Here is a 10,870-nt window from a genome sequence, read left to right as displayed (position 1 = left end):
CCTGGGCTGCGCGATAGGCAGGCCCGGCGCTGCGGAAGATATCGGCGACCTCGAGTGAGGCGCGCACCAGCTCAGCCCGGGGGTGCTCTGCCCTCCATCACGGCCAAAATCTGGTCGAGCGGGCTGGTCACCGCCCGCATGGTCTTGCTCGAGACCTGGGCGTAGATGCCGGTCGTGTTGATGTTCACGTGTCCGAGCAGGACCTGGATGACGCGGATATCGACACCCTGCTCGAGCAGGTGGGTGGCGAACGAGTGACGCAGGGTATGGGGGCTTACCCGCTTGTGGATCTCGGCGCGCGCCGCTGCCTCCTGCACCACGCGGTGCAACTGGCGCGCCGAGATCGGGTCCGTGCCGCTGCGGCCGGGGAACAGCCAGCCATGCGGCAGCATCACCCCCCGCCGCTTGCCTTCGCGCCACCACTGCCGGAGCAGGTCCAGCAGATGCGGTGAGAGCATGGCATTGCGATCCTTGCGACCCTTGTAATCCTTCTGCGTGTGCTCCCCAAGCCCACGCATCTGCATATTCTCCAAGAGTCGGGCAGATACCGGATGAGGTGCCTGCAACGTGCGTTCGATCAGGCACGAGACAGTGGTAACATCGGGCTATCGCTCAAATTGCTGGAACAGGCCGCTAAGGAAATGGGGGACTGGTACGTTCGCAGATAGGGTGGGAGAGCCTCGTACGGCCAGCGATTTACAGGGACGTCGCCCGACGTTCTCTTACGTTCTCCGACAGGTCGGACGGGGCATGATCAGATCCGGGCAGATCAAAAGCGGAGAGAAAGCTTATCGGTTCGGGTCTTGCTGCAGCAGGTCCAACGGGGACGCGCCTAAGGCTTGGGCCAGCTCAAACAATGTGACCACAGTAGGATTGCGGTGTCCGCGCTCCAGGCCGCTGATGTACTGCTGTGAGAAACCTGAGCGCTCCGCCACCTGCTCCTGCGTCAATCCCCGAGCTTGCCTGATGCGGGCAAAATTCTGGCCGATGAGCCGACGCATGTCCATGCGATCGACCATCGCAATCTGCTGCCAGCTGGTTTATCAACTATAGTATGTAACACTCAAGGTGCCGGTCCATGCATAGCGATCCCGAGGCCTACCTGCTGCTCAAGACGGTCGCGCGGTTTGCATCCGCACGCTTCGAAGCGTTGGCAGACATTGCCGCCAATGAGCTGAAGGCGATGCCGGCAATCGGGATCATGGGAGACGACCTTGGCCTAGGCAGCGTGTGGGAAGAGTATGCGTATGACCAGCAGAACGGCCCTGTTCGTGCCCTTGAGATGGCTTGGTCGGGCGTAACGTCGTCGATCATCGACCGCCTGGTTGCTGATCTTCCGAAACCGGAGGCTACGTTGCTGACGTTCTACTGCTGCTGGGACTGTGGTGATGATCCGCTGGATACCGTGGGTGATCCTCCCGACGGCTTTTATCCGGAGGCACTTGCGACTGCAGTTGCCGAAGAACTTCAGCGTGCCGCGCTGAATTGTACTCTGCCAGACATCTGGCTGTACGACGGCGAGGAGGAGGATGAGTGAGCGAAGTTGTCTATCCCTTCTGGATCGGACTGTCGGCGCTTGAGCGAGCGGGAGCTGACGCTTCCAGGATTTATCTCGATTACCTGGCTGACGCACTGGTGGCGGCTGTCGACGGCTTGGACGAGACCGAGACTGATCATTGGCGGGGGTGGTTTCGTCGCAATGCCGATGAATTGGGTATGGCGGCGGGGCTGCCAGCTGAGGTGGACTTCGCCGAGGAGATCCGCTCGGTGCTGAGCCCGGACAACGAGGCGGCGAAGGCATGGGCGCGTGCCTGCATCGAGGCTGGTGTGGCGCACGGAGCGGACATGGAGGACCCTGGCTCGGTCATCAGCAGGCTCTCTTGGGCCGCTACCACCCGGCTCGCGCGTTCGGGGCTATTGAAAGTTGGATCGAACGATGATCTGGTTAGCGGCACTGATGCCATTACCATCAAATCGACGGGCCAAAGATCCAATCGGACGAGTTAGCCTGTCATTGCCTCGATGCTCTCCACCGTCACCAGCGTCCGGGTCCCGAACCGACGCACCCTTAGTTTGCCCTCCGCGATCATCCGGTTGATCGTGCTACGGCTCAGCCCCAGCCGCAAACAGGTGTCGCGGATCGACAGGAATTGCGGGGTGAACGGGGTGGCTGCCGGATGCCGCGACCCCAGACGTGTGGCCAGGGCGTCGACAATCTGTTCGACGGTCGCGCGGTCCAGCTTCACGGTTGGCACAGGTTGGGCAACTGGTGACAGGGCGCTGGCGGGAAGCCGCTTGATCAGCACGTCGAGATCGGTTCGGCGCCACAAGGTGGTGTTCTCGCCGGTATCGACAGGGGTGATCCGCCACCGCTCCGCGAGCCGTTCAAACTGACGCCGTTCGAGCGAGAGGTAGAGGCAGGCAGTGTCGGTCCCCAGCAGGGCTGGCCAGGCGCTGACGATCGGGAGGGTGGGTTGCATAGGCTGGGCTCCTTGGTTGCACGGACGTACGTCCGCGCAGCTCAGGATGCCCTGACCGGTGAGCCGGGCCAAAGGCTGTTGCCTAGCCGATTCACCGCTGGACCGCCGATAGTGCTGCCTGATGCCTATCTGATGCCTGGAGGGAAAATTTCCCGACGATCAGGCCCTCAATTTTCCGCTAAGTCTTTGAAAAATATGGTGCCGCTTACGTGACTCGAACACGTGACCCCATCATTACGAATTTAACCCATATGGTTATTAATTGCCATGAATGTCAACGAAAATGGCATATAGGCGAGCGGGCGGATTGCCAAAACCACGCCAGTGCCAAACCGACTAGTTTCCCAGTTGCGGCAGCGTTACCAAGTTATGATCGTTCACATGGATCACGCTAGGAAAGTCCAACCAGTCTGAAGCCGGTTTGGCCCAAGCTGGGCGCTATTCAAGACCGTTAAAGGCTGACCCCGCAAGGCCTCTGCCAGTTTGCGCAGCGTTTCGACCTAGTCGGATTTGGCGCCGGACTCGAGATTGGCAATCTGCACCCGGTTGACGCCCATTACAAAATCATCGCCATACACGCATGAATTTCGGCCACTAATCGATCAACCTCCTGATTTGAAGTTGGGAAGGCATTTGCGCGATGAGCGTACCGATTCCGTTTGTGAGCAATTGCCGAAACGAAAGCGGTTGATGTTTTATGGTCAAGATAGCCTTGCGCCGCTGGTGGTAGCCCCTTGAGTTGATGGAGCATCTTACCAATGCCATGCGCTGGCTGGACACCATGGCTTTTTAAGATTGACGAAAGCAAAGTGTCTAGCGCTCGACTGGCATGCATCACCTGCAGAAGCCTTTGCCGCTTCGGCGGCTGTAACCGGAGACAACGACCTAGCTCACCAAGCTCGGTGTCCACGTGAGCCACATCTGGATCACCTAGATAGATCGTAGACCCCCGAACCAAGGCCTGCATAAGTTGATGTCGAGACTTGCGGGCGCTCATTTGAGCCTCGTGTAGCGCTGGACAAGATCGGCAATTTCCTCAAGGCTCTTACCCGAATGGATCGGAGCAAGAACCCAGCCAGCGAAGGCAGCTGCTCGCATAACTTTGTCCGGATCCCCTGAGCTAGTTGGGTACTTATTCAGAAATGCAGCCCCGGCCGGACCATTTGACGGCACCGTCACACCATCCTGCATTGTGTACCAGCGAGAGCCTCCCTCAAGCATTAGCCGCGAAAGAGCTGTCGAGTTTGGAGTGGCAGCAAAAAAAGCACTGTCGATGTCGTTGACCACATCCCTTTTGACCCGTGCTCGCACTCTAATTTCCTCATTTTCAAAAGAAAATTTCCTCGCTCCCCGCCGTAGCACACGCGCCAATCGATAGGTCTCGGCAAATCGTGATTCTGCTTCAACCTGGTACCGTGCTCCAATATCTTTGCGGCGCAAGCCTGGCGTGCGGGCTGCTAAATTGACTAGGTCAAGCAAGGCAGCGCGATCTGCAAAGTCAATTTCGGCTTCAAAAGCATCTTTCTCCGACCAAGAGGTCTCATCGCCCTCTACCATCCGCACAAAAGTGGTGTGCGACGGCAATGCCATCGCGTTGAGCTTTAGCCGGCCTTCAAATAAATCAGGACGCCGACGTTCCTCGACAGTCGACATCATGACAGCAGTTAGACCTGTCGGCCCTCCTATCAACACATCAACTGATCGCAGTACGAGCGGGTGATCAGGCGCAGCAACGACAATGAATTGCCCTCCGAGCGAACGTTGCAGACGTATCGCTACTTCACGGCGCCGTTTGGAAACATTCGAATTCAAATACCATCCCCCCGACATTTGCAGCTAGATGCAGACTTTGGTGGCAACCCACATCGGGCAATCACACTAAAAACAGTGGTTTGACCAGTCTGCATGCTCCTTGTCATTGTCTCATGAAGATCTCGGAAATCCATTCGCCTAGAGAACCGGAAAATGCGCGGGCGCACCTCAAAGTTGAAAGCCCCATACCCGACCTTTAACATAACGCCCGTTCGCAGTCCGCCCAGATGGCGCCAATTGACGATTGTCAGTGGCGGGTCAACGGCCTCACGAAAACGAGGTAACCTTCGGCTGCAGCCGTCTGCCAGGCTAGTAAACAAGAGGCGGGAAGGAACGAGATGCCCCGAAAACTGCAACCACCACCGGAGGAGATCACCGCCAAGATCGAGCGCTTTGAGCACACATACTACTTCAGCCAGGATGCCGACCCGCGGAGCAAAGCTGAGGACGAGGGAGCGATCGAGCTAACAGGCACGATCGTGGACATAAGCAAGCGGCATCGTCGCTTCCTGCACGAGCCTATCGGGATAACCCTGTTGTATGCTCGCACGTTCGATCCAGCGCGGGATGCACCAGCCGCGGAGCGACCCTTTTTCATGTACATGAACCTCAGCAAACGCGGTTGCGGTTGTGGTGGCTACATCCCGTCCGATGCCTTCTGGGCCTTGCCAAGCATGCTTCGCGAGAAGGCTGTGACCCATGCTCACTTTCGGTTCCAGCCGACCCAGCGCGGAAGCGGATCGCTATTGAGCATCTACCTGGCTCCCGGCGACAAAGTTGAGCCGATCAGCTAACGCAATCGCAAGACGGAGCAGGCAGGGCGATGCGCTATCTAACGAAATCCCGATTTAAGCTCGCCGCTGAGTGCCCGCGAAAACTCACCTACACAGGCAAACCCGAGTACAGGAATACCAAGCAGGACGACACTTTCCTGCAGTCCCTGGCAGACGGCGGCTTTCAGGTCGGTGAACTGGCGAAGCGTCTTTATCCGGGCGGGATCGAGGTGACAGACAAAGGCAATGCCGAGGCTCTCGCGGAAACCGCCGAGCTCCTGAAGCGGGATACCGTGACGCTGTTCGAGCCGGCGATTGCCTATGGCAACCTGCTTGTTCGCGCTGACGTGCTGGTCAAGTCGGGGGCTTCGCTCAAGCTAGTCGAGGTCAAATCCAAGTCGTTCGATCCCACCAATCCGCAGATTGAAGGCAAAAAGGGACTTCTGGCGGCGGCCCGGCCTTACATCGAAGACATCGCGTTCCAGGACTACGTCATTCGCTCGGCGTTCCCGGACAGCTGCGTCACGAGCTATCTGCTCTTTCCCGACAAGTCTCGGCAAGCCGGTCTCGATCAGATGAACCAGCTCTTCAAGATCGATCGGTCCGGCCCTCGTGTGCAGGTAATTTGTGACCCCAGGGCTGATCTTTTGTCCCCGGCCGAAGCCTTACTGTTCGAGCTCAACGCTGCGCCCTACATCGCCCTCGTTCACGCCAACGGCATAGCTGCCCCCGGCGGCACGTTTAGCCTGCCAGAAGCGGCGAAACGCTGGGCTGAAGCCTATGCCGCGGAAACGCCGCTACCAGCCGCGATCGGAGCGCAGTGTGCCAAGTGCGAGTTCAAGGCTTCTTTCGGAGACCGACTGAAGAGTGGCCATGCAGAATGCTGGAAGGAAGCGAACAACTGGTCAGACGGGGAGCTAACCGAACCCACCATTCTCGACCTGTGGAACTATCGCGGCAAGCAAAAGCTCATGGATCAGGGCGTCCGGCGGCTGGCTGAGGTCACGCAGCAGGACATTAAGTTTACCCCTGGCGCCCACGGCCTGAGCAATTCCGAACGCCAGTGGCTCCAAATCGATGGCCTCCCCGTCGAGCACAAGGCCGCGGGCTTCTTCCTCGACCACGACTATCTTGCCAGTGAGATGGATAACTGGATCTATCCGCTGAACTTCATCGATTTCGAAACAGCGACGGTGGCCCTGCCGTTCCACCGCGGTATGCGCCCCTACGAGAGCGTGGCGTTCCAGTTTTCGCACCACGTGATGGAGGCGGATGGGTCGCTGCGCCACGAAAGCGAGTTCCTTCTGGCCGAGCCGGGCTCGTTCCCGAACTTCGAGTTCGCCCGTGCGCTCAAGGCAGCGCTCAGTCAGAATGAAGGGTCGGTCTTCCGCTGGGCTGCCCACGAGAACACGATCCTCGTCCACATTCTCCAGCAACTGCAAAGCCGGGACGACGCGCCGGCCGACAAGGACGACCTGATCGCGTTCCTGCAGACGCTCATTACCGGCGGAGCGCGCGCGATGATCGACCTGAAGGCGCTGGCGCAGAAGGGCTACTTCCATCCTTCGACCAAAGGCAGCAACTCGATCAAGAAGGTGCTCCCGGCGGTGCTGGAAACTTCAACCTTCCTCAAAGAGCGCTACGCCCAGCCGCTGTACGGTGCGGCCAACGGCATCCCGAGCAAGAACTTCAAGGGGATGGCTTGGTGGTCGGCCGACGAGCTCGGGCTGGTGCAGGATCCCTACAAGAAGCTCATCGAGGCAGCTGACAGCGAGTGGGTCGAGATCGAAGCGTCCGACGAGGACCTCGACATTGCGGCTGGTGGCCAAGCCACGATGGCCTATGCCCGCCTGCAGTACGAGGCTCTGGATGACGCGACGCGGGCTTCGCTGAAAGCCAAGCTGCTGCGATACTGTGAGCTCGATACCTTGGCTATGGCGATGGTGGTTGAGGCTTGGCAGGAGGCTTTGCGCTAGGCAGCGAACTACTTTGTTGCCTCTAGGTCGGGCTGCCGGCGGCACGGGAAAGCTGGGCGGTCACGCGCGACACAGCATCTGCCAACGAGGAAAAGCCTACACCCTCGGCGAGCGCTTTAGCGCCGGATAACGATAGCCTTCGCGTTGCTGGCAGGCGATCGGTCGGGATCACGTAGAAGCGCCATTGCGCCGCGTCGCGATGGTCTGCGCTGCTGTCGGCAACCGGATGATGGGCAAGGACGTAGATCTGAGCTGCCCGGCCGGCTCCTTCGATCCACACGGCCCCTTCCCAGCGGCCTTTGCGCTCTGCAATGTCAAAGGAACAAGCAGAGGGCTTGTCCGAGGTGGCCCAACTCTGCCTGGCGGCTGATTGTTTGACCTCCAGGCGGAGCCCGTCGGCGCGTTGGAAGTCCCAACTCGAGTAGTCCTCGGCACACCACTCCCATTCGGGCTCCAGCGCCGCCGCGACGATCGCTTCGACCACATGGCCGCGTAGAACGTTGGTGACGAGTGGTCGTCCAAAGGCCATTTCCGCAACTTTGCGTTGGATCTCGGCAACCGTGGGAAGGTCAATCATCGGCAGACCACTTCAAAAAAGGGGCGGCAAGACCTGACGCTTTACTGCTGGAAGGTGTCTGGTTGACGCTAGCGAGCTGCAATGCGCGGACGCAAGGTTGCCTCTAGCCGCACCATGGCTTCGACGAGGGCGTGCTGAACTGTCGACCATTCCTCGCGCGGAGATCGATAACCCCCTTCGACACGGGCGGCGATGTAGGTGCCTTTCTGCTGATCCGTCTGCTTCCAAACCAACGGCGATCCGAACGCGTCCTCGATCACGTCGCGGTCGGCGAGCAAAGCTTGGTAGAGTGACTCGTTGTCTTCGATCCAGAGGTGGACCTGGCTGTCGTTCTGTCGGATTGTATAGACGAACTGCAGCCCTGGCCGTCCCGCGCTCGCTGAAATCCAGTTGTCCTTGGACGGGCTGCGACCGGCATGAAGCTTGGTTCGGGTGGCCGCCAAAGTGAGCAACTGTTGCCAGAACTCGTACCGTATTTCGTGCCGTTCCGCCTGGTACTTCTGCTCGGCCTGACGTTTCAGGCCAATCTGGGTCTGGAACTCGGTGGCTTCCGGTAGGGGGATAATCTGTTGGATGTCGAGCAATACTCGCCCATCGCTCAGTCGATAAGGACTTAGGCGAACGCAGCTGATGTCTATGCCTTGGTCTCGCAGCCAGAGCACGGCCGTGGTCAACTCCTTGCCGAAGTTGGCGCAGGCCAGCACGATCCGGACTTGGCGTCCGAAATCCTCTTCCTGAGGCTCGCCCCACTGCAGAAAAGAAAGAACAGCAGACTCGGCGCCTTGTCCGTCTGCTCCCCGGCGGCGAAGGAAGTCTGCATGGGCCTCGACCGCTTCGGCGAATGTCATCCGCGCAACCATGGCGGCATAACGTAGCGCCTGCAGTTCCATGTGGGCCGCTTCATCACGCTTCAACTCGACCACTACGAGGTTGGCGTCGCTATCGATGCAAAGCAGATCGATCCGCCGGTTGCTATCGAGCCAGCCGCCGTACTCCTCGGCGAGAACAAACAGGTCTTCGCCCAGTACGTCGATTTGGTCGCGCAGCATCCGCTGAATGTCCTGGCGCTCTTTCAGGCCCTCACTGACAAACTGCGTCGGGCTAGCCACAGCCAGTTTGCCATCGAGGAGTTCAAAAACCGGCATTGGTGCCTCTCTCGTCATTCAAATTCGATGTCAGGGCCACAGTCTTGAGCCGCGACAAGCTGATGCGGCGTTGGCCATTCTTTGCGATGGGCCCGGCGCTTTCCCAAGCGATCGCACCCGGGCCATCGTAGACGATTTCCGCCTCGTGCGGATTCACAACCCGGAGAACAACGAGCCGATCACAGGTGGCGTACATCGAAATAGCCTTGCCTGCGGTCATCTTGATCTGAATGTCGCCGTGCTCGTCGAAAGCATCATGGCCCGGCTGAGACGGAGGATAGAGAGTCAGGCCGAGTGCTTCCGCAGCGATGACTTCGCCGATGGACCCGACGAGATGGCCATCCGGTGTGAACGGTCTGCCCGGGTAAAGGCGGGACAGCTCTTCGACAGCTTCGTAGATCTTTGCAACGGGGGCAGGGAGCGCGACCCGTCGGGATGGCTCAATCATTCGTCAAAATGCCCTGCGCTCGGTAGCCGGGTCATACTTCCGGCACTGACCGGTGAAGTCACCAGCCTTACCAGAGATGCTGATTGCCCCGGTGTAGCGGTCAATCCTGACTTTGGGATTGTTCATCACGTTCACCGCAGCCGAGGCGGTGATTTCTCGGTCATTCATGACGATCGATTTTAGCTTGAACCAGCCATCCTCGCCGCCGTGAATGGGCGGAAGCATAGTGCGTGGCAGGCGAATCCGCCCTTCGCTACCTTCTAGCCACATGTTGACCTGATCCTGAAAGCCAACAGAGCGCGAGCCATAAACCTGACCACCAGCCGCGCTGCCGTCGTTACCCCACGCGTTGAAACCCGACACCGTGGCGTGGTTGGCGGCACCGCCGCCGACGCAGGCTAGCTCGATCCGATTGGGGACTTGCGCAGAGACCGAGCCTGCACACGCAAAAATGGCTACTGAGATAAAGATTCGCCGCATAGTGCCTCCTGTTTTGGGCACCATCACAGAGACTCGTTACCTCATCGTAAGTAGTGGTCTGATAATCCGACGAAGCTTTCGGCGTGCTGCTGAACTTTGCGGAATGTTTGCCCATGTGGATCGTCCTGCTTCTCGTTGGTGCCTTCATCGTTTGGCACTTCATTCCACAGCCCGATCCAAACCGGCCCGCTCCTCGATTTCGCCAGGAAACGCGGGCCGTGCCAAGTGACCCGGACTGGGTGAAGTTGATCGAAGAACACTGCGAGTCTCCCGCCGAAACCGCTTTTCTGCGAGCTATGATACAGGCCTGCGACCTCAAGCCGGACGACGGCTCACTCATCGGGGCAGGCGTACAGCTTGATTTTCAGGTCGAGGAAGGGCGGTACCGGGTCGATTTTCTCGCCAACAAGTGGCTGGTGATCGAGATCGACGGCGCCGCTTGGCATTCTTCGCCGGAAGCAATCGCCCGGGACAAGGTGCGTGACGAGTACTTGGAAAGTCTTGGCTACACGGTCCTGCGAATCCCCGCCAAAATCGTGTTCAATCATCCGAGCGAGGCTGTCGAGCGTGTCCAGGCGGCTCTGCGAAAGGGTAGGCGTGCCGTGCCTGTTCCGGTCAAGAAGACCGGTTGGCAACGGCTCGCGGAGACGGCTTCAGCGATCGGTGAGGGTCTCTCCGAAATGACCACGACTTTGCAGAAAACCCTTGTCGTAGAAACGGCTGTGCGTGACGCGAAAGCAGCGGCAGGCGCGGAACGTCAGGTTGTGGAGGCGGCAATCTGCACCGCGCAAATGCAATTGGAAACGGAGGACCAGTTGGCTGAGTTGGACGAAGAGGCTAGGAGGCTTTTCGATGAAGCCGAGGCCTTCCTCGCCGACGTGCTCCATCAAAGTCCCACATCACAGGCGGCGTCGCGCACCATAGAAGTGAAGGCTTTTCCTGCCGCTCCCCTGCCCCATCACAATCCCGAGTATCACTTGGCCATCCAGGCCGCCTATTCCCTAGTCGCTGAAGAACGGGCTCACTTCCTCGCCGCTCAACGCCGAATCACCCTGTAGCGCGACGATCTGGGTGAGAAGAGCGCGACGATCAGGATGAGAAGTTGATTGTCGCGGCGCGACAGTTTGTGGCCATTCTGATTGTCGCTGGCAAGGTTTATCGGTCGTCCTGATTGTCGCG

The 10,870-nt window shown here is 59.1% G+C and carries 13 protein-coding genes and 1 pseudogene; 5 read left to right on the top strand and 9 right to left on the bottom strand.

Going from position 1 to position 10,870, the window contains the following annotated elements; genetic code table 11:
* Positions 1–71 precede the first annotated feature (71 nt).
* Positions 72–482, bottom strand: a pseudogene (locus H7F49_RS18185) (tyrosine-type recombinase/integrase); the annotation flags it as partial.
* 306 nt (positions 483–788) lie between these two features.
* Entirely contained in the window at positions 789–1,007 is a 219-nt protein-coding gene (locus H7F49_RS18180; RefSeq protein WP_185684985.1) for a helix-turn-helix domain-containing protein, read from the bottom strand.
* Between the two features lie 71 nt (positions 1,008–1,078).
* On the opposite strand from H7F49_RS18180, the gene H7F49_RS18175 reads away from it, so the two are divergent.
* Complete coding sequence (locus H7F49_RS18175) at positions 1,079–1,537, top strand: hypothetical protein (RefSeq protein WP_185684984.1); 459 nt, start codon at positions 1,079–1,081, stop codon at positions 1,535–1,537.
* Positions 1,534–2,007 (top strand): hypothetical protein, encoded by a 474-nt coding sequence (locus H7F49_RS18170; RefSeq protein WP_185684983.1) that lies wholly within the window; start codon positions 1,534–1,536, stop codon positions 2,005–2,007. The genes H7F49_RS18175 and H7F49_RS18170 overlap by 4 nt, the downstream gene beginning before the upstream one ends.
* On the opposite strand, the gene H7F49_RS18165 is transcribed toward H7F49_RS18170, so the two are convergent.
* From H7F49_RS18165 to H7F49_RS18160, 3 genes are all read right to left on the bottom strand, one after another.
* Positions 2,004–2,480, bottom strand: a complete 477-nt coding sequence (locus tag H7F49_RS18165) for a helix-turn-helix domain-containing protein (RefSeq protein ID WP_185684982.1) — start codon at positions 2,478–2,480, stop codon at positions 2,004–2,006. The two genes, H7F49_RS18170 and H7F49_RS18165, sit on opposite strands and share 4 nt — an antisense overlap.
* A gap of 556 nt (positions 2,481–3,036) precedes the next feature.
* Positions 3,037–3,477: a hypothetical protein gene (locus H7F49_RS19380; protein ID WP_214647901.1), complete on the bottom strand. Its 441-nt coding sequence runs from the start codon at positions 3,475–3,477 to the stop codon at positions 3,037–3,039.
* Positions 3,474–4,133: a hypothetical protein gene (locus tag H7F49_RS18160; RefSeq protein ID WP_185684981.1), complete on the bottom strand. Its 660-nt coding sequence runs from the start codon at positions 4,131–4,133 to the stop codon at positions 3,474–3,476. The genes H7F49_RS19380 and H7F49_RS18160 overlap by 4 nt, the downstream gene beginning before the upstream one ends.
* Positions 4,134–4,630: 497 nt before the next feature.
* Between H7F49_RS18160 and H7F49_RS18155 the strand changes: the two genes are divergently transcribed.
* Positions 4,631–5,086 (top strand): hypothetical protein, encoded by a 456-nt coding sequence (locus H7F49_RS18155; protein WP_185684980.1) that lies wholly within the window; start codon positions 4,631–4,633, stop codon positions 5,084–5,086.
* A 29-nt stretch (positions 5,087–5,115) separates the two neighbouring features.
* Entirely contained in the window at positions 5,116–7,041 is a 1,926-nt protein-coding gene (locus tag H7F49_RS18150; protein WP_185684979.1) for a DUF2779 domain-containing protein, read from the top strand.
* 22 nt (positions 7,042–7,063) lie between these two features.
* Here H7F49_RS18150 and H7F49_RS18145 read toward each other — a convergent pair whose 3' ends face one another.
* The 4 genes from H7F49_RS18145 to H7F49_RS18130 form a co-directional block, all read right to left on the bottom strand.
* Positions 7,064–7,618, bottom strand: a complete 555-nt coding sequence (locus H7F49_RS18145) for a hypothetical protein (RefSeq protein ID WP_185684978.1) — start codon at positions 7,616–7,618, stop codon at positions 7,064–7,066.
* Positions 7,619–7,686: 68 nt separating this feature from the next.
* Positions 7,687–8,763, bottom strand: coding sequence for a DUF4268 domain-containing protein (locus H7F49_RS18140; RefSeq protein ID WP_185684977.1), 1,077 nt, complete (start codon positions 8,761–8,763; stop codon positions 7,687–7,689).
* Positions 8,750–9,211 carry a DUF6998 domain-containing protein gene (locus H7F49_RS18135; RefSeq protein ID WP_185684976.1) on the bottom strand — a complete coding sequence of 154 codons (462 nt, stop codon included), beginning with the start codon at positions 9,209–9,211 and terminating at the stop codon, positions 8,750–8,752. Before H7F49_RS18135 ends, H7F49_RS18140 begins: the two co-directional genes overlap by 14 nt.
* Before the next feature lie 3 nt (positions 9,212–9,214).
* Positions 9,215–9,691, bottom strand: coding sequence for a hypothetical protein (locus tag H7F49_RS18130; protein ID WP_185684975.1), 477 nt, complete (start codon positions 9,689–9,691; stop codon positions 9,215–9,217).
* Positions 9,692–9,804: 113 nt separating this feature from the next.
* On the opposite strand from H7F49_RS18130, the gene H7F49_RS18125 reads away from it, so the two are divergent.
* Entirely contained in the window at positions 9,805–10,749 is a 945-nt protein-coding gene (locus tag H7F49_RS18125) for an endonuclease domain-containing protein (RefSeq protein WP_185684974.1), read from the top strand.
* Positions 10,750–10,870: the final 121 nt, after the last annotated feature.

The sequence above is a fragment of the Novosphingobium aerophilum genome, assembly GCF_014230305.1.
GTDB lineage: Bacteria > Pseudomonadota > Alphaproteobacteria > Sphingomonadales > Sphingomonadaceae > Novosphingobium > Novosphingobium aerophilum.
The sequence above is the reverse complement of the archived record's forward strand: the minus strand, read 5'-3'. Positions and strand labels throughout refer to the sequence as shown.

Bases quoted from the DNA above. Each gene is read 5' to 3' on its own strand.
- H7F49_RS18180 (WP_185684985.1), bottom strand. From the start codon at position 1,007: ATGGACATGCGTCGGCTCATCGGCCAGAATTTTGCCCGCATCAGGCAA.
- H7F49_RS18175 (WP_185684984.1), top strand. From the start codon at position 1,079: ATGCATAGCGATCCCGAGGCCTACCTGCTGCTCAAGACGGTCGCGCGG.
- H7F49_RS18165 (WP_185684982.1), bottom strand. From the start codon at position 2,480: ATGCAACCCACCCTCCCGATCGTCAGCGCCTGGCCAGCCCTGCTGGGG.
- H7F49_RS19380 (WP_214647901.1), bottom strand. From the start codon at position 3,477: ATGAGCGCCCGCAAGTCTCGACATCAACTTATGCAGGCCTTGGTTCGG.
- H7F49_RS18160 (WP_185684981.1), bottom strand. From the start codon at position 4,133: ATGTCGACTGTCGAGGAACGTCGGCGTCCTGATTTATTTGAAGGCCGG.
- H7F49_RS18155 (WP_185684980.1), top strand. From the start codon at position 4,631: ATGCCCCGAAAACTGCAACCACCACCGGAGGAGATCACCGCCAAGATC.
- H7F49_RS18150 (WP_185684979.1), top strand. From the start codon at position 5,116: ATGCGCTATCTAACGAAATCCCGATTTAAGCTCGCCGCTGAGTGCCCG.
- H7F49_RS18145 (WP_185684978.1), bottom strand. From the start codon at position 7,618: ATGATTGACCTTCCCACGGTTGCCGAGATCCAACGCAAAGTTGCGGAA.
- H7F49_RS18140 (WP_185684977.1), bottom strand. From the start codon at position 8,763: ATGCCGGTTTTTGAACTCCTCGATGGCAAACTGGCTGTGGCTAGCCCG.
- H7F49_RS18135 (WP_185684976.1), bottom strand. From the start codon at position 9,211: ATGATTGAGCCATCCCGACGGGTCGCGCTCCCTGCCCCCGTTGCAAAG.
- H7F49_RS18130 (WP_185684975.1), bottom strand. From the start codon at position 9,691: ATGCGGCGAATCTTTATCTCAGTAGCCATTTTTGCGTGTGCAGGCTCG.
- H7F49_RS18125 (WP_185684974.1), top strand. From the start codon at position 9,805: ATGTGGATCGTCCTGCTTCTCGTTGGTGCCTTCATCGTTTGGCACTTC.